We start from the raw sequence: 18,252 nt of genomic DNA, 5'->3' as shown, positions 1-18,252 counted from the left end.
CTTCAATCCCATATCTTCTATTAATTATTCAATTTAATAAACCCGCCATCGATCGGATAATCATTGCCTGTAATAAAAGCGGCATCATCCGAACAGAGGAACAAAGCTAATTTAGCAATTTCTTCCGGTTTAGCCATTCTTCCTATAGGTTGTGAGGCAGAAAGTTTATCAAACATCTCAGCTTCCTTACCAGGATAGTTTTTCTGAATAAAGCCATCTACAAAGGGAGTATGAACCCGTGCCGGTGATATCGAATTGGAACGTATATTATCCCTTAGGTAATCCCTAGCTATAGACATACTCATCGCATATACCGCGCCTTTGCTCATAGAATAGGCAAATCGATCAGAAATACCGACAAGAGCAGCTATAGAAGCTACATTTAAAATGGCGCCGCCTCCATAGCTCTTCATGCACGGAACTATCGCATGCAGCATATTATAGGCACCTTTCACATTTACATTAAACACCTTGTCAAAATCTTTCCCCGAGCAATGCTCGACATTTCCGACATGGGCAATACCAGCGTTATTGACCAAGATATCTACTCTCCCAATCTGCCCAATAATCGCTCCTACCTGTTCTTGATCCGTAACATTACACAAATGCAATATAGCCTTTCCTCCAGCATCAACAACCGCTTCTACAGTAGCCATCCCGTCTTTCTCGTTAAGATCAAAAATATGCACAGTAGCTCCCTGCTCCGCAAATAATGCCACTATAGCTCGACCTATTCCACTACCTCCACCGGTTACAACAGCGACTTTACCAACTAATTTTGACATACTATTTTGTTTTTATTATTAATACATAAGGTTTATCTTCTACAACAAGTGGAAGACTAACCTGTAAGGTTGAATTACTTAACGTATACTTCACTTTTTGATTCTTGTCAAATGAAGTCATGGATTGTATACCGATATCAAAATTAGGAACCTCCAATTTCGACAACTTCGTATTCAATACATGCAGGTAGACAATATTCCCCTTTCGGGTAAAAGCATAATCATCCGTAGGTTTTATAAAACCTCCCTGGGTACCATAGATACTCTCCCCATAGGTATCCAACCAACTTCCCATTTCCAGTAATCGTTCCTGCTGGTAATCTTGGATTTCACCGTTAGGCATAGGCCCCACATTCAGCAACAGATTGGAACCGTATCCGCCCGCTTTTATCAAATAGCTGATTACTTCCTGAAACGACTTACGCTTACGATCCTTGATATCAAAACCCCAAGATCCGGCGATAGTACCGCATACCTCCTTGGGCAATGCCCCGATATCCTCCGCCTTAGTACCGAATCCTGTGGTGTTATGTCCTGGAAGATCCCGCTCGAACATCTGAAAATCCTCCCCCGCTATAGGTGCAATATGATGATTGTTCCCTATGAGACACTGCGGTTGTAGACGATGGATAAGGCTATAAATCTCTCCATAATGCCAATCCGCATTAGGTTTGTCCCAATGTCCATCAAACCAAATACCGTCAATGGTACCATACTGCGTCAACAACTCAGTCAATTGACCTTTCATAAAAGCAATATATTTCCCCCAATCGGACTGCGTCGAATCCCGTCCAACAATCCCCCGTCCTGTACTTCCAGCAGGTAGATAATCATTCCGGTGCCAGTCCAATAAAGAGTAATAAAACATGATCTTAATACCTTCTTCTCGACAGGCATCCACTAATTCTCGGACAATATCACGCTTAAAAGGAGTAGACTCAACTACATTGTATGCAGATTGTTTCGTATGCCACATTGAAAATCCATCGTGATGTCTACTCGTAAAAGTGATATACCGAGCCCCACTCTGCTTAAATAACTTAGCCCACTGCTTTGCGTTAAAATCAATAGGATTAAAGAAACGAGGTAATAGTTCATATTCCCGCAGCCCAAAATTCTGATTATTCATAACCCATTCTCCGTCTCCCAATATGCTATACACGCCCCAATGAATAAATACGCCAAATCGAGCTTCTTCAAACCATTTGCGAGCATTTAGGTTTTCCGGACCAGGTTTATATCCCGTCTGCCCTATCGCAGACAGCAGGTGAAACAACAACAAACATGTCAGTACTATCTTTCTCATATCCTATCGTGGTTAATTATATTAAAGTGAAACTCCCCTTCGCCAAGGAATAAAATCATCTTGCCCCAGCTGAACCGCCTTCGGCATTTGCTCGCCACTAGCTATCGCGATGACATACTCCAATATTCTCTGGGCTACCTCAGCAATACTCTCCTCTCCATCGATAACAGTTCCGCAGTTAATATCGATGATATCTGGCATCTTTTGAAAGGTCTTCGTATTCGTGGACAACTTGACAACAGGAGCAATAGGATTCCCTGTAGGTGTACCTAACCCCGTAGTGAAAAGAACAACATTTGCCCCTGCAGCAACTTCAGCCGTCGTACTCTCCACATCATTGCCTGGTGTACATAGCAGATTTAATCCGGGCTCATTGACAACTCCTGGGTAATCGATTACTGCAACCACAGGAGATGTCCCCCCTTTCTTAGCTGCCCCAGCAGACTTAATAGCATCAGTAATCAGCCCGTCACGGATATTGCCAGGTGAAGGGTTCATATAAAAACCTGATCCATCTGCCTCGGCCTTGGCATTATAACTCTTCATCAGAAACATAAATTTTTCGGCAGTTTCCTCATCCACACAACGGTCACTCAGCTCCTGCTCTACACCACAGAGTTCAGGGAACTCCGAAAGAATCACAGAACCTCCCAACGTAACCAACATATCTGACAAATAGCCCAAAGCCGGATTTGCAGAAATACCAGAGAAACCATCCGAACCGCCACATTCTAGACCAATACACAATTTATCTAAACCTGCTTCCTCCCGAGATTGCTGATTCGCCTGAACCAATCCAGCAAATGTCGATTTGATGGCCTTTTCCATCAATCCTTGCTCTGTGCCTTCCAGTTGTTGTTCGAAAACAAACAGTGGTTTATCAAAGTTAGGATCGCGCTTAGCAATCTCATTCCGTAATATCGATGCCTGCGCATGTTGACAACCCAGGCTTAATACCGTAGCTCCCGCTACATTAGGATGGGTGATATATCCCGCCAACAGGCCACACAGGGCATCCGAGTCCATCCTTGTGCCACCACAGCCCATATCATGATTCAAGAACTTAACGCCATCAACATTCGGAAAGAGTCTCTTTTGCGATGCGTTCAACGGGCTTGCTGAAAAATCAACACTCAAAAGTTCATCAACCGAAGCTCCCGATTTATATCGCGCTATCAGCTCCTCAACCTCAAAAGAATAATCTTTACTATCTAACTTATAACCTAATTTTTCTTCAAGCGCTTCTTTAAGCGTTAGCACATTCCTATTCTCACAGAACACGAGTGGAATCACCAGCCAATGGTTGGCAGTACCTACGCTTCCGTTGCTACGATGATAACCTTTGAAACGACGGTTAACGAAACCTGATACATCCGGTTTATGCCATTCCAATTTTCTATTGCCCAACTCAAAATCCCCTGCCGCATGCCGGAGATTATCCACCGTAAGCAATGTTCCAATTTCTAATGCCTGATTCACCTTTCCAACCAGTACACCATACATGTATACCTCTGCATTCTTATCCAAATTGCTTACAGTAAACTTATGTTTAGCCGATACATTATCCTTTAACACGAAAGAATAACCATTCCAATCAATAGTAAACCCTTTTTCAAGATCGACTAAAGCCACCAACACATTGTCTTTCGGATGTATCTGTAAGAAAACCTTTTTTACCTTATCCATTTGTTACAACTCAAATATTTTATCCATAATTACCCACTTCTCGCCAGGACGGCTTCCTGGCATAGCACGTTGATATTTCCACATCAATGTCTCCCACTCCTGCACTTTCTCATTATTTGCATCCATCTCCCCTTTCTTCTCAAAACTAAAGCCCTCTTCTACGTCCATAATCATAAAAAGCCGATTACTAAAGCGGTAGATAGCCATCGAAAGTATACCAGAATCCTGTATAGAATGAATCACATCAGGCCACACTGCACGATGATATTCATCGTATTCTTTTATCAAATCTGGATTATCCTGTAAATCCAATGCCAACGCATATCTTCTCATAATACTTCCTTTTATCCTTATTTTTCTCCTTTATCTCCTCTTACTACTACTTTCTCTCTATTGTTCCACCCAAAGAGTAGCACAACAACAAAACAGATAAATACAACGTAGTAAGAAAGATGAATATTTCCCGTTATATCAGTTACTTTACTAGCAATAGGAGGTATTACAGCTCCACCAACAATAGACATTATGATAAGACTAGAGGCCGATTTAGTATCTGCACCTATCCCTGCTATCCCCATCGCAAAAATCGTTGGAAACATAATGGACATAAAAAACGTAATTCCTACAAGCGCATATAGTGTCATGAGACCAGTTCCGTAAATGACTACAAGAGATAACAAACAAGACATAATACTGTATAGTATCAGCAATTTATAGGGCTTCATATAACGCATAAAAAAAGTACCGACAAAACGTCCCACCATAAATAAAAAGCCCGCCAACCCAGCATAATATTTTCCTTCCTGCCCACTCATCCCTAAAGCATCCTCAGCAAATACTAATAAAAAACTAAAAACATAAATCTGAGCCCCGATATAAAAAAATTGAGCACAAACTCCCCACCGTACGTTCTTGTGCAACAGCGCCCCAAAAAAACCTTTAGATGAAGCACCTTCCTCTTCTTTTATCTCTGGCAATTTTGTAAAAAAGAATAAAACAGCAACCACTAGAATGAGTAATCCCAAAACTAAATAAGGCCCCTTTACCAAAGAAGTCTCAGCCTGTATATAAGCCAACCTAGCCTGTTCACTCATACGGGCCAACTCATCTCCGCTTTTAGGCTCCTCAGCCAAAATAAATATGCCCCCCACTATTGGAGCAATGGAAGCCGCTAACCCATTAAAAGACTGGGCAAAGTTCAAGCGTTGCGTTGCCTTCTCTGGATCACCCAATACTGTAATATAGGGATTCGCAGCAGTCTCCAAAATGGTCAACCCGCAGGATAGTACAAACAAGGCCCCTAAGAAAAAAGGATAGCTGATGGTATTGGCAGCAGGAATAAACAAAAAACAGCCCAAAGCGAACAAGCTCAATCCAACTAAAATACCGGTTTTATAGCCATAGCGTTTCATAATAATCCCGGCAGGAATCGCCAAAAAGAAATAAGCAATAAACACTGCAGAATCTACCAGAGATGCCTGAAAGTGACTCAAACTAAACGCGCTTCGAAGATGCTTAATCAGAATAGGGTCCAAGTTATGGATGAATCCCCAAAAGAAAAACAAAGAAGTGATCAGAATAATAGCAAACGTATATTTTTTTACTTGTGTCATACTGGATTATATTTGGTAATCACTAATTACGGGAGATAATTAGAATAAAACATAAAGCAATTTACCACATTAATAAATCATTTTACCAACATATATAAAAAACTAGATTATATTTGAATATAAACCTTACTATTGAATCATGAAACTGAAACAGCTTTCATTAGACCGAACATATTACAGTAGCTTCCATATCCGACAGGACAGCTATCCCAAATACCATAATACCTGGCATTACCACGAGGAAATAGAGTTTATATGTATATATAAAGGGCATGGAACCCTCTTCATTGGCGATTGCATCCAAAGTTTTTCTGCAGGCGATGTAGTCCTCATCGGTCCTAACCTCCCTCATTACTGGCTTTTTGAAGATCTGCGAGGCGATGAACAGTTAGATCCTATTGATTGTATAGTCATACACTTTAAAAAAGATTTCGCTGGGACTGACTTTTTTAATATCCCAGAGATGAGTCTATTGAAGGAATTGGTACAAAGTGCGGAAAAGGGCCTTTTAGTAAAAGATAATCTGCTAGCTGTCTTAAGACAACAACTTCGGGCGATATTAAACACGGAAGGGGTTACGAGATTTACCTACTTACTCCAGACCCTTGCACAATATGCCGCATTCCCCCACAAAAGACTGGTCAGTGACAACTACGCTATCCTTAATCACTCTAACGACGAACGTCGGATGAATGATGTCATGAATTATATCCGTGAACATTATAAGACGAAAATGGAGCTTGACAAACTAGCCGAACAAGCCAAGATGACCAAGAACTCATTCTGTCGGTACTTCAAGAATAAAACAGGAAAAACCCCGATACAATTTGTAAGCGAAATTCGAGTAGCACATGCATGCCGTTTACTCAAATACACAGATCTTAGTCTAAAGGAAATCTGCTTTGATAGCGGCTTTAATAACTTTGTAAGCTTTCATAAAATTTTCAAAGATCAACTCAACAAAACTCCTACCCAATATCGAAAGCAATAACAAAACTGTCATGGTCCCTTCAGCCCATCAACAGACATGAACCGCCCCCGATGTTATCGGAAGAGCGCTTAAATGTCAAGAAAAAACGCTCGGCTTTTCTATCAAAAACCGAGCGTTAGTTTGCTTTTTATCTGCTTAAAGAGAAAGGTAAGTCTTCAACAGTGGTTCCCCGCTTCTTATTCGGCACACTATCCATTGAAAAGTTAATTTTCCCTCCTTTGATCAACTCGCTATGATTAAGATAGTTTTTGGTAGAAGCTTTACCATTGACCGTCATCGATTTAATATACCGATTCATAAGACTATTGTTCTCTGCTTGGATAACCAGTTTCTTCCCATTATCAAAATGCAATGTTACCTTATCAAAAAGTGGCGTACCGACTATATATTCATCAGTAGCTGGAGTTACCGGATAGAATCCCAATGCCGAAAACACATACCAAGCCGAAGTCTGTCCGTTATCTTCATCCCCACAGTATCCATCTGGATTAGGCGTATACATCCTATTCATCGTCTCCCTCACCCAATACTGTGCTTTCCAAGGTGTTCCAACATAATTATACACATAAGGCATATGCTGTATCGGCTGGTTACCGTGTGCATATTGTCCCATATTAGCAATCTGCATCTCCCTGATTTCATGAATTGGAAAACCATAATAGGAATCATCAAAAATAGGGGGCAATATAAAAACAGAGTCCAATTTTGCTTCCAATGCCTTATGTCCGCCTGATAACCGAGCTAACCCTTCAAAATCCTGGAAAACCGACCAACTGTAATGCCAACTATTACCTTCGGTAAAGGCATCTCCCCATTTGAAAGGATTGAAAGGACGTTGAAAATTACCATCTTGATTCTTTCCGCGCATCAACCCCGATTCGGGATCGAAAAGATGTTTGTAGTTAAAAGACCGCTTCTTATAAAAATCAACCTCTTCTTTTCCCTTATTTAGCGATTTTGCCAACTGGTAAATCGAAAAATCATCGTAAGCATACTCCAAACTGCGCGCTACATTTTCGTGAATCTTTACATCATAAGGAACATAGCCCAAGGTATTGTAATAGCTGGCACCTGCACGTCCCACGGCAGTGATAGGCCCAGGATTCATCGAACCTTTCTTTACCGCTTCAAATAGCACCTCTATATCTTTAGAACGCACTCCTTTTATCCACGCATCGGCCACCACTGAAGCGGAATTATTACCGACCATAATATCACGATAACCTGGACTAGCCCATTCTGGCAACCAACCTCCTTCACGGTACGCATTTGCGAGCCCTTCCTGCATCTTTAGACTCATCTCAGGATACATCAGGTTAAGAAAAGGAAATAAGGCTCTGAATGTATCCCAAAAACCTGTATCTGTAAACAGATAACCTGGCAATACCTCTCCATTATACGGAGAATAATGCATCACTTTACCTGTTGCATCGTACTCATAGAACATTCTTGGAAAAAGCAAAGAACGATATAGACAAGAATAGAAAGTCCGTATCTGATCGATTGTCCCACCCTCTATCTCCAACTTTCCTAATTCTTTATTCCACACCGAAGCTCCTTTTTCAACAGCTTGATCAAAACTAAGTCCATCCAATTCTTTCAGATTCAGATTAGCCTGATCATGCGAAATAAAAGATGAAGCTACTTTGACTAAAACCTGATCTCCTCTACTTTTAGCCTGCAAACCGACAATAGCACCAACATGCTCCGCTTTAACTTTAAACCGCCCATTTTGTAAGACAGAATCTGCAAATGTGGAGATATTCGTAAATGAACGGTCGAATTCTAAGACAAAGTAATTTTTGAAATTATCCGGTACACCACCATTGTTTTTAGTGGAATAGCCAATAATCTTCCGCTGCTCCGGGATCACCTCCACAAAAGACCCTTTGTCAAAAGCATCGATCAATATAAATGCAGAGTCCGTCTGAGGAAAGGTAAATCGGAAATAAGCGGCGCGAGCTGTAGGAGTAATCTCTACCTTTGTATCATAATCAGCTAAATACACCGAGTAATAATGAGGTTTTGCGACCTCCGCCTTATGGGAAAAATAACTTGCCCTTTTATTTTCATCAAAAGTAGGCTTTCCTACCATAGCCATAACGCTAAATTGTCCGTAATCGTTCATCCAAGGTGAAGGCTGATGCGTCTGCTTGAATCCCCTGATTTTTTCAGCGGTATACGTATACATCCATCCATCTCCCATTTTACCTGTCTGAGGACTCCAAAAGTTCATTCCCCAAGGCATCGCAATAGCAGGATAGGTATTACCACTAGAAAGAAAATAGGTTGATTGCGTACCGACCAAAGTACTTACATAGTCAAGGGGAGCTTCCGTTTTACCAATTTTTTGGCTAAAACTACGTTGGATAAATAGCGAAAGAAATATCGATAATACAAAATTCAGTTTCATGCTGGTTATATTTTGAAAATATAAATATCTAAAAATATTCCAACAAAGCAAACTGCTAAATTATTTTAGCAGTATCAAAAAGCTAAAATAATCTTTCCACTGAAGGCACGGCTCTCCATCAACTCATGTGCGTAACGAGCATCTTTGTAAGAAAAAACCTCAGCAATAGGAGTCTTGTAAGCTCCTGTCTCGATCAAAGGAAGCACATTCTGCGATATAGCATCCGCTAGCTGTTTCTTAAACTCAAGTGATCGATTACGTAGCGTACTACCAGTTAGATGAATACGCTTTTGCATCATCTTAATCAAATTTAACTCAACTTTAGCACCCTGCATAGCATTAATCACAACAAGCCGCCCTTCCTCTGCCAATAGATTAATATTTTTTTCAAAATAAGTACCACCGATACTATCCAGGATAACATCCATCGAACCCGAGTTCCAGCTTTCTTCGAAGTCAGATTCTTTATAATTAACAATATGTGATGCCCCCAAGCTACGTACAAACGTTACTTTATCTGTCCCCCCAACCGTAGTAAAAACCTCTGCTGCAAATAGATGAGCCAATTGTATAGCTGTACTTCCAATACCACCAGCGCCACCATGTACCAAAAAACGTTCTCCACGAGTCAATCTTCCCCGTTCAAAAACATTATGCCATACGGTAAATAAAGTCTCTGGCATACCTGCTGCCTCCGTAAACGACAAATTATCAGGAATACGGATACAGCTCCCACAATCTACCGCAACATATTGCGCATACCCACCCCCAGCGACAAGCGCCATCACTCGGTCTCCGGCCTCGAAACTACGACAATCTTCGCCTACAGCCACAACTACTCCCGCAACTTCTAGTCCCGGAATATCTGCCACCGTACCGACTGGTGCAGGATAGTTTCCCCGACGTTGAAATACATCTGGCCTGTTTACTCCGGCGGCATGCACCGTAATCAAGACCTCATCCTTTCCCAGAAAGGGAATTGTCCGTTCTTGCACCTGTAAGACCTCAGGTCCTCCAGGTTCGGTTATCACAACTGCTTGCATCATTGCTTTTTTGGAAATTTTTGTAAACGAACATTTAATGAAAGCATAAAATAACGACCTAAACGACTGTTTTTGGCCTCATACACATCATTACCAATATATTCAGAAACTATACCCATCGTCTTATTCTGGTCGAATAAATCATAGCCCTGCAAACGCAATAAAGCAGACTTGTTCCGAAGAAAAGTTAACTCTATAAAACCATTCATTATCGTCTGGTTTTCATTCATAAAAGTATTCGCATAACCGTTATTATAACGCTGCGACATTTCTAAGCCTACAGACAGGTTATCATTCAAATATCCCCTAGCTCCCAAGCCCCAAAACATAGTCTCCACGTTAATTTTTGTTCTAAAGGGAATGTCATAACGAGTGTTGTTCCACATATAGTTTGCATTCAGCACAGACTCCACATAATCATTCCACTGGTACTTTAACTGCATAGACTGTGTCATCACCAACTGCTTAGTCGTACGCTTCTTTTCGTCAATAAATGATAGATTATTATAATAGTCCGTATTGCCCGTTAGATCTAATTGAAAATCATCATTAATAAAAGGAGTATTAAACATGTAATACCATCTATAATCATAGTATCCTGAAGTATTTCTAAAGGTCATTTCCTGTACAGTAGACCCCTCTTTAGAGTGCTTATCTATTACGATTTTATTAAGGATAAAATTATATGCAAAATTAGTCTCAAAATACTGCATCCTGGAACTGAAACTCTTTCGTAAAGTGGTTCCTATCCGATGTGCATTTTCGGCTTTTAGCTCTGGATTACCGGTTATAATATTCCTTGAATTTGTGTTATCCACCACAGGAGCAATCTGATTAAACGATGGCTGATTATTCTTGCCTTTATAATCCATCTGCCAATCCATTTCTTTAGAAAACCGATAGGTTACCTTAGCTGTTGGCATTAGATTTATATTTTCATATTTATACACCACGTTATCCTTGGTCACCCGTCCTTCCATATACAGGGGTTGTACGGCAAACCCTGCATGCATTTTAAACTTCTTATTAGGTTCATACTGATAGGTCACACCAGTTTTATTATTCTTAAAAAAATAATCATAATCTACCGTCAATGAATCGATATAATAAGGTACTGGAGCCAAACGATTCTCTACAAGACGTATTGCTTCTATACGCGTTACATCAAACTCATAACTGAACTCAAATAAACTATGTTCAAAAAAGGGTTCCACATAAGAAACCGAAGCCCGGGTCGAGTTGGTATAATTATTCTGTTTAATATACTGATCTTGACGGAATTCACCGTCTTTAGTAGCCATACCACTCTCTGCATACTGTTCAAAAACGCTTTCCCGCTTCTCTACATTATTAGAGTTTAGTATAAAATTTGCCACCAATTTACGTCCCACTTTATTAAACGATTTGGAATAGATAGCCTCTAAATTGCCATTAGGACTAATCTGATTAGATGAATCCCGATACACCCCTTCGTTTTTCTTCTCATAATTCGTTAACCTTGTGCTTTTCTTATTGAAACTGTTAAGCCTATTAAAAATCAAGTCTCCTTTTATCTGTAATACATCTGCGTTGTTGAACTTGCTATCAAAACCAAACTTCAGCTTATGATTTTGGTCTATATTATTCATCTTATATACCTCCTCACGTTCAATTTTATTGCCGACATAGGTAGAAGTCAATTTTGAAAACCCATCAGTTTCATTCTTCTGCCGAACGAAACTATAAGCGGCATTAAATGATGTACGTTCCCCCCACTTATCTGAAACATTGATCCCGGCAGAACTCACTTCATTGAGTCCATCTATAGGGTCAGCGTAATCTCCAATATCCATCGAACTGCGATTGCGGTCTCCACCTTCTGGACTACCGAAACTAAACAGATTGGTATTTGTGTTATTAAAAGATCCTAAAATTGAAATTTCTCTACCATCATCAAATTTATTTGCCCCAAAACTTCCTAAGTACCGGGAGTTAGTACCACCTCCACCGGTCACCTGACCAAAATAAATTTTCTTATGATCGTCTTTTAGGCTGATATTAATTATCTTTTCTGGGTCGCTTTGTTTTACTCCTAAGGCCTCTTCCTTATCACCGTAAAAATCAATCACCTGAACATTTTTAATAAAATCCACAGGCAGATTTCGTGTTGCAGTCAGCAGATCTCCTCCAAAAAAATCTTTGTTATCAACTTTCACTCTTTTTATAGATCTTCCATTATAAGTCACAGACCCATCACGTCCGACCTGAAAGCCAGGCAGGCTTTTTAAAGCATCTTCTAATAACGAGTTTTTTCGAAAATCAAAAGCATTAAAGTTGAACTGTACCGTATCACCATTCACCACAATGGGTAGAACCTTTAAAATATTAACGTCAGCGATTTCAACCGCATAAGGTTCAAGCCGAACAGCTGGAATTTCGAGTTCGCCCCCCACGCCTAGTACTAGCATAGATCTACTCTCACTTTTATATCCCAACATCGTATAAAGAAGCGATAGATTTTTTCCCTTAAAAGCTGAAAAACGAAAATTACCTAGAAAATCTGTCATTTGACTTAAGGTATCCGACTCACTGGTTAGACGTACACTGACCGACTTTAATGGATTGCCAGCCGTATCCAGGACCTTACCGTATACAATCTCTTGAGCAAAGGCAGAGTTCAGCAGCACTTGACAAGCAAATACAACAACGACAACCCCTATTTTATACCATGAGAATTCCACGAATCGGCCTGCAAAATCTAATTAGTTCAATATACTAAAATATTGCTATTCAAAAAAAAACCATTAAAGATTATACTATAAAACGATAAAAATTAGATTATCGTATACAAAGAAAGGCTATCATTATTGATAGCCTTTCAAATTCATTCTATATACGATGTCCGAGATTACTCGCCATCATAAGCAACTTTTACCAAGTGCTTATCAATTTCCCAACGGCCAGTACCTTCTTCACCTATAACATCGAACAACTCAAGGATACGTCTAGCTACATACTCCTCTTCCACTTGCTCAGCTAAGAACCACTGTAAGAAATTGAAAGTAACATAATCTTTCGCTTTCATACATTTGTCAGCCATATTATTAAACTGCTCTGTAACGAACATTTCCTGCTCCAAGGTTTGCTCAAACACTCCACGGAACGATTCAAAATCAACAGGGATATTCGTAATCTCCGGAGAGATAGCTCTTCCTCCACGATCGTTGATATAGTTAAAAAGCTTCAGCATATGCTCACGTTCTTCATCCGATTGCTTTGCAAAGAACTTAGAAGAATTGTCTAACCCTTGGTCATCACACCAAGCTGACATAGCTAGATACAATGCGGATGAATGAGCTTCGATTTTTACTTGCGCGTTTAATATATTCTCAATCTCTTCAGCTAGAGATGATCTTAATTTCAATAAATCTTTCATATCGTTATTTTTTATTTTTTACACTTTATTTAAACATAACAAACGACAATCATCCTTTGTTTGTTAATACAAAGATAAAGGCTAAATGAGCGATATAGATAAAAAATATGCAATACAAATTCAGTCTAAATTACAACCTAAAAAAGCTAAGTTGTTTAGACTCAATATGATTTAAAATAATTACAATTAGATTGCCAATACAGCGTCGCGTCTTAGGATGGAGCGAATCTGTCCATTTAATTCAAGCATAAATTTAGCGCCAGCCAATAGATCCCGTAACTCAAGCACATCTTCTACGGATAATAGAAAGCAGCGTTCCGTACGGAATGGCATAATTAATTCAAAATCAAAAGAGCGGGAAGAGTTATTCAGCATAGCCTCAACATCAATCTGATCGACACTCCGTTTGAACACAAAAAAATCACTTACCTTAAACGCCGTAGTATTACCTTGAAACTCTAACCAGTAACAGTTTTTTCGACTGCACTGATAAACCGCCCCCTGTGATGTTGTAAACACCTCTTCTACATTCGCTAATGGACAAATCATTTCTTCCTACCTTATTTTGTTTAGACTGCTATTGTTAAATGATGAGCAAATATAAACTTAATCAAGAATTAATCCAAATAAAATAAGAGATAGAAAAACATAAAAAAAAGCGGCTTAATAATAAGCCGCCTTCTTTAAACGTGTTCAGAGATTCTCCAACAATTAATACTCTTCCTCTTCTGCAGAGATTATCTCTTTATGATTACTAGCATTTGTCCTAGTTTTCGTTTTATGTTTATTAATCTGACGTCTCAACGACTCTACCGCAATATCTGTCGCCTCCTCAAAACTTTTCGCTTGCGCTTTTGCAAAAAGCTGACTACCTGGAATATTAAACTTCAATTCTACCACCTTATTCTCTTCGCCTTCCACATTTTCCAAACGAAGATAACATACGCCTTCAATGATATTGTCCAAATACTGCTCCAATTTGCCAGTTTTCCTTTTGATAAAGTCTACCAATTTTTGATCTGCATCGAATTTGATTGATTGTACGTTAATGTTCATTTTTCCTCCTTTTTTAAGCCTTTGGATGTGCTTGTTTGTAAATTGATTTTAACCGCTCTGCCGAATTGTGCGTATACACCTGAGTGGCCGCCAATCCAGCATGACCTAGTAACTCTTTGATTGCATTGAGATCCGCACCATTGTCTAATAAAGATGTAGCAAAGCTATGTCGAAGTACATGTGGGCTTCTTTTTTTCTGTGAAGTAATCATACTTAGATACTTTTTCACTACTCTATAAATCAACAACCGATACGCTCTCTTTCCTTCTTTAGTAACGACTAAATATTCGGAAATGTTTTCTAAATTTTGAAGTTTTTTCTTTCCTATATACTCTTTTAGTTCTTCGATTAAGGTTAAATGTAATGGAACAAAACGTTCCTTATTCCTTTTCCCTAATATAAGGATTTTTTTATTGTAAAAATCAATATCACTCTCTTTTATTTCCAAAAGTTCGGAAAGCCGTATACCCGTTCCAAAAAGCAGTTCCATAATAATAAAATCACGCAATGACTCAAAATCATCTGCTACTGCATCCATATGATCCAGCAATTGATTCATCTTATCCTTCTCCACCACAACCGGCAATTTCTTAGGTGTTTTCAACGCTTGAATCAAACGAACAGGATTTTTGACCACCAATTGCTCGCGTTGCAAAAACTTATAGAAAGAACGTAAGGTAGAAATTGCTCGATTCACAGAACTTGCCTCTTTCCCTTTCTCCCGCAGTATAGAAAAGTAATACCGCATCAGCTTATGATCAACTTCCTCAAAAGGCACATTTTCAGCTTCCAAAAAATCTAAAAAACCTTTCACCTCCATTTCATACGCTTTTATGGTATGTGGCGAGTAACGTTTCTCAAACGTCAAAAAACTAATAAACCGATCTTTATACATAGTATGCTACTTCCCCTCTCCTATCAAACTTAAGGAAAATGGTTTGTATTCGCCAACATACAATCAGAAAAAAACAAATGACTGGAAATCTATATCATTTCTTAAAAATTATATAACATCCTGGCCAACATTAACCCGAAATTAGTGTTATCATTATTATAATAACATTTTATACCACGATCTATTATGCATAAACACACCTATTATATCAGTGGCATGACCTGTGATGGTTGTCGTACACAAATAGAAAACAAGCTTAATGAAATACCTGGCATAAATGTCCGTATCTCGTTAGAAGAAGAAAAAGCAGAAATAGAGAGCGAAGACCACCTTGAGCTCGCCAAGCTTCAGGAGAAAATCAGCGAAATAAGCAGCAACTATCAACTACACGAACAAGCACACAGCCATCATCCGAATCCTCCAAAACAAGTCGACGATTCCCCTAGCGGGCAATACATCTGTCCAATGTTTTGCGAAGGGCACGATAAGATATATAGCCAAAAAGGGCGTTGTCCGGTGTGTAACATGTTCTTACAACCAATAGAACAGGTCCGCCAAACGCCCGCACATCAACATCAACATCCCCCAAAATCTCCAGAAAGCAATACATCTAATGCAGGAAAATATTACTGTCCCATGCATTGTGAAGGTGACAAGGTATATGATAAAGCTGGCACATGCCCAGTATGCGGGATGAATTTAGAAAAAATACCAGAGACAAATCTGAAAGTCACATTCAGTTGCCCGATGCACCCCGAGATTCAACAGGACAAACCAGGTGTCTGTCCTATCTGTGGTATGGATCTCGTACCTAACCAGCAGACAGAAGATGAAGATGACGTCTATCAAGACTGGAAAAAAAAGCTGATAATCAGCGTAATCTTTACCCTACCCGTATTCATCCTGTCTATGGGGGATATGCTTCCAGGAAAACCGATAAGTCAGCTCATTCCAGCTCATATCAATGGTTGGGTACAGCTTATTCTCACCTTGCCGGTTATCTTTTACACAGGCTGGACCTTCTTTCAACGTGGCTGGACATCTTTCAGAACATGGAACCTCAATATGTTCAGTCTTATTGCCCTAGGTACTGCAGCAGCTTTCATTTTTAGTATAGTAGCACTCCTATTTCCTCAGGTTCTCCCTACAGAGATGCTAGAACACAATGCCCATCCCCACCTGTACTTTGAATCGGTAGTCGTGATTATTACGCTCGTAATATTAGGGCAACTCATGGAAGCGAAAGCACATTCCAAAACCAACTCAGCCATCAAGGCGCTGGTCAAACTTACTCCCGCCGAAGCGATATGGCTACATGAAGGTAATGAACAACGAATAGCCGTAACAGACATACACAAAGGCTATATGTTGCGCGTGCGTCCAGGCGACAAAGTACCTATAGACGGTATTATTACAGAAGGAAGCTCTTCTGTAGATGAATCTATGATTACGGGTGAATCTATCCCTGTAGAAAAAAGAAAGGGCGACAATGTTATTGGAGGGACTATCAACGGCAATCATAGCTTCGTCATGCAAGCAACCCATATCGGATCAGAAACCCTATTATCCCAGATTATACAATTGGTCAACGATGCCAGCAGAAGTCAGGCCCCCATACAAAAGCTTACTGACCGAATATCAAGAGTATTTGTTCCCATTATTATACTCATAGCAATAGCCACCTTCATTGTTTGGATAGTAAGCGGAGTAGAAGATAGTCTTTCATATGCCATCACCAATGCCCTAGCAATCCTTATCGTAGCCTGTCCTTGTGCATTAGGTTTAGCTACGCCCATGTCCGTCATGGTGAGTATAGGTAAAGGTGCAAAAAATGGCATACTGGTAAAAAAAGCCGAAGCTCTAGAACAACTTCGTAAGATAGACTACCTTATTCTCGACAAGACAGGGACTATCACAGAAGGTAAACCTGAAGTAACCACTTTTGAAGGTGCGGACAATATTGATAATGATGATATCCTCCAAATAGCAGCATCGATCAACAAACAAAGCTCTCACCCACTGGCAGAAGCCATGGTCAATAAAGCGGCCGAGAAATCCATCTCCCTGTCAACCATTGAAGATTTCCTGAACATCACCGGAAAAGGAGTTGCTGCCCGTATCGGAGACCGTCAGGCATACTTGGGTAATGAAGCCTTACTCCAGGACAACCATATTAGTATTCCAACCTCCATAAGAGACAAAGTACATCAATTACAATCCAATGGCTCCAGTGTATCCTATCTAGCCTTAGATCAACAGTATGCCGGTTTTATTGCAGTAAAAGATAAGATAAAGGTCAATGCAAAAGAAATCATCTCTCATGTACAGAGTCTGGGCATCCAGGTTGTGATGCTCACCGGAGACAATGAACTTACAGCGCAGGCGGTAGCCAATGACACGGGAATAAACTCATTCAAAGCCAAACTACTTCCCCATGACAAGCTGGAAGAAATCAGCAAATTGCAAAGTGAAGGTAAAATCGTAGCAATGACGGGCGACGGAATTAATGACGCTCCAGCCCTGACGCAAGCTGATGTAGGTATTGCCATGGGATCCGGTACCGATGTTGCCATACAGAGTTCGGATATCACACTCTTAAAAGGAGAACTGACAGGCGTCTCCAAAGCAATAGACCTGAGCCGTATGATGATGCGCAACATCAAAGAGAATCTGCTGTTTGCATTTTTATATAATGTAATCGGAATACCGATAGCCGCAGGATTATTGTACCCTACGTTCGGCATATTGATGTCCCCAATGATTGCAGCCGCAGCCATGAGTCTAAGCTCAGTTTCAGTTATACTGAACTCATTACGTCTCAATCTCAAAAAACTATAACTGTTAAGTGACTCCATGTATATACAACAATGCATGGAGTCTAAAGACAAGCTTCTACCCAAAAGCTAAATACCTATTGGGATTCTCCAACAAAACTACCTATTTTTACACCAGATTATAAAAACTATTACTCTATTGCAAAATATTTAAAATAAGACCATCAGATAATATAATCAAGACATTCCATAAAACCATTAAAAAACAGACCATT

14 protein-coding genes are annotated in these 18,252 nt (G+C 39.8%); 2 read left to right on the top strand and 12 right to left on the bottom strand.

Annotated elements, in window-relative coordinates:
• Window positions 1-20: 20 nt before the first annotated feature.
• From CLV99_RS13655 to fucP, 5 genes are read right to left on the bottom strand one after another with little or no spacing between them, the layout of a single operon-like run.
• The gene (locus CLV99_RS13655; protein ID WP_133585045.1) at window positions 21-785 is read right to left on the bottom strand and encodes an SDR family NAD(P)-dependent oxidoreductase; all 765 of its coding nucleotides are present in this window, start codon (window positions 783-785) and stop codon (window positions 21-23) included.
• Between the two features lies 1 nt (window position 786).
• Window positions 787-2,091: an alpha-L-fucosidase gene (locus CLV99_RS13650; protein WP_133585044.1), complete on the bottom strand. Its 1,305-nt coding sequence runs from the start codon at window positions 2,089-2,091 to the stop codon at window positions 787-789.
• Between the two features lie 21 nt (window positions 2,092-2,112).
• Window positions 2,113-3,777: a UxaA family hydrolase gene (locus CLV99_RS13645; RefSeq protein WP_133585043.1), complete on the bottom strand. Its 1,665-nt coding sequence runs from the start codon at window positions 3,775-3,777 to the stop codon at window positions 2,113-2,115.
• A 3-nt stretch (window positions 3,778-3,780) separates the two neighbouring features.
• Window positions 3,781-4,110: an L-rhamnose mutarotase gene (locus CLV99_RS13640; protein ID WP_133585042.1), complete on the bottom strand. Its 330-nt coding sequence runs from the start codon at window positions 4,108-4,110 to the stop codon at window positions 3,781-3,783.
• Window positions 4,111-4,127: 17 nt separating this feature from the next.
• Window positions 4,128-5,390, bottom strand: coding sequence for an L-fucose:H+ symporter permease (gene fucP / locus CLV99_RS13635; protein ID WP_133585041.1), 1,263 nt, complete (start codon window positions 5,388-5,390; stop codon window positions 4,128-4,130).
• A gap of 139 nt (window positions 5,391-5,529) precedes the next feature.
• On the opposite strand from fucP, the gene CLV99_RS13630 reads away from it, so the two are divergent.
• Window positions 5,530-6,381, top strand: coding sequence for a helix-turn-helix domain-containing protein (locus tag CLV99_RS13630; RefSeq protein ID WP_133585040.1), 852 nt, complete (start codon window positions 5,530-5,532; stop codon window positions 6,379-6,381).
• 127 nt (window positions 6,382-6,508) lie between these two features.
• On the opposite strand, the gene CLV99_RS13625 is transcribed toward CLV99_RS13630, so the two are convergent.
• The 7 genes from CLV99_RS13625 to CLV99_RS13595 all read right to left on the bottom strand — a co-directional run bounded on the left by CLV99_RS13625 (window position 6,509) and on the right by CLV99_RS13595 (window position 15,203).
• Complete coding sequence (locus CLV99_RS13625) at window positions 6,509-8,794, bottom strand: GH92 family glycosyl hydrolase (RefSeq protein WP_133585039.1); 2,286 nt, start codon at window positions 8,792-8,794, stop codon at window positions 6,509-6,511.
• A gap of 74 nt (window positions 8,795-8,868) precedes the next feature.
• A complete protein-coding gene (locus CLV99_RS13620) occupies window positions 8,869-9,840 on the bottom strand; it encodes an NAD(P)H-quinone oxidoreductase (protein WP_317126633.1) in 972 nt (323 codons plus the stop codon).
• The gene (locus tag CLV99_RS13615) at window positions 9,837-12,557 is read right to left on the bottom strand and encodes a TonB-dependent receptor (RefSeq protein ID WP_133585038.1); all 2,721 of its coding nucleotides are present in this window, start codon (window positions 12,555-12,557) and stop codon (window positions 9,837-9,839) included. The genes CLV99_RS13620 and CLV99_RS13615 overlap by 4 nt, the downstream gene beginning before the upstream one ends.
• A 167-nt stretch (window positions 12,558-12,724) precedes the next feature.
• A complete protein-coding gene (locus tag CLV99_RS13610) occupies window positions 12,725-13,252 on the bottom strand; it encodes a ferritin (RefSeq protein WP_133585037.1) in 528 nt (175 codons plus the stop codon).
• Between the two features lie 186 nt (window positions 13,253-13,438).
• Window positions 13,439-13,801 carry a DUF6686 family protein gene (locus tag CLV99_RS13605; RefSeq protein WP_133585036.1) on the bottom strand — a complete coding sequence of 121 codons (363 nt, stop codon included), beginning with the start codon at window positions 13,799-13,801 and terminating at the stop codon, window positions 13,439-13,441.
• 162 nt (window positions 13,802-13,963) lie between these two features.
• Window positions 13,964-14,308: a ribosome hibernation-promoting factor, HPF/YfiA family gene (gene hpf, locus CLV99_RS13600; protein WP_133585035.1), complete on the bottom strand. Its 345-nt coding sequence runs from the start codon at window positions 14,306-14,308 to the stop codon at window positions 13,964-13,966.
• A 13-nt stretch (window positions 14,309-14,321) separates the two neighbouring features.
• Complete coding sequence (locus CLV99_RS13595; RefSeq protein WP_133585034.1) at window positions 14,322-15,203, bottom strand: tyrosine-type recombinase/integrase; 882 nt, start codon at window positions 15,201-15,203, stop codon at window positions 14,322-14,324.
• Window positions 15,204-15,389: 186 nt separating this feature from the next.
• On the opposite strand from CLV99_RS13595, the gene CLV99_RS13590 reads away from it, so the two are divergent.
• The gene (locus CLV99_RS13590) at window positions 15,390-18,041 is read left to right on the top strand and encodes a heavy metal translocating P-type ATPase (protein WP_133585033.1); all 2,652 of its coding nucleotides are present in this window, start codon (window positions 15,390-15,392) and stop codon (window positions 18,039-18,041) included.
• The last annotated feature ends 211 nt before the right edge of the window (window positions 18,042-18,252 follow it).

Source organism: Sphingobacterium yanglingense, from assembly GCF_004363245.1.
Lineage (GTDB): Bacteria > Bacteroidota > Bacteroidia > Sphingobacteriales > Sphingobacteriaceae > Sphingobacterium > Sphingobacterium yanglingense.
This window is presented reverse-complemented; position numbering and strand designations above follow the sequence as displayed.

What these genes read in the sequence shown, in the direction of transcription:
- CLV99_RS13645 (WP_133585043.1), bottom strand. Translation starts at nt 3,777, where the DNA reads ATGGATAAGGTAAAAAAGGTTTTCTTACAGATACATCCGAAAGACAAT.
- fucP (WP_133585041.1), bottom strand. Translation starts at nt 5,390, where the DNA reads ATGACACAAGTAAAAAAATATACGTTTGCTATTATTCTGATCACTTCT.
- CLV99_RS13610 (WP_133585037.1), bottom strand. Translation starts at nt 13,252, where the DNA reads ATGAAAGATTTATTGAAATTAAGATCATCTCTAGCTGAAGAGATTGAG.
- hpf (WP_133585035.1), bottom strand. Translation starts at nt 14,308, where the DNA reads ATGAACATTAACGTACAATCAATCAAATTCGATGCAGATCAAAAATTG.
- CLV99_RS13655 (WP_133585045.1), bottom strand. Translation starts at nt 785, where the DNA reads ATGTCAAAATTAGTTGGTAAAGTCGCTGTTGTAACCGGTGGAGGTAGT.
- CLV99_RS13630 (WP_133585040.1), top strand. Translation starts at nt 5,530, where the DNA reads ATGAAACTGAAACAGCTTTCATTAGACCGAACATATTACAGTAGCTTC.
- CLV99_RS13640 (WP_133585042.1), bottom strand. Translation starts at nt 4,110, where the DNA reads ATGAGAAGATATGCGTTGGCATTGGATTTACAGGATAATCCAGATTTG.
- CLV99_RS13590 (WP_133585033.1), top strand. Translation starts at nt 15,390, where the DNA reads ATGCATAAACACACCTATTATATCAGTGGCATGACCTGTGATGGTTGT.
- CLV99_RS13650 (WP_133585044.1), bottom strand. Translation starts at nt 2,091, where the DNA reads ATGAGAAAGATAGTACTGACATGTTTGTTGTTGTTTCACCTGCTGTCT.
- CLV99_RS13595 (WP_133585034.1), bottom strand. Translation starts at nt 15,203, where the DNA reads ATGTATAAAGATCGGTTTATTAGTTTTTTGACGTTTGAGAAACGTTAC.
- CLV99_RS13605 (WP_133585036.1), bottom strand. Translation starts at nt 13,801, where the DNA reads ATGATTTGTCCATTAGCGAATGTAGAAGAGGTGTTTACAACATCACAG.
- CLV99_RS13625 (WP_133585039.1), bottom strand. Translation starts at nt 8,794, where the DNA reads ATGAAACTGAATTTTGTATTATCGATATTTCTTTCGCTATTTATCCAA.
- CLV99_RS13620 (WP_317126633.1), bottom strand. Translation starts at nt 9,840, where the DNA reads ATGATGCAAGCAGTTGTGATAACCGAACCTGGAGGACCTGAGGTCTTA.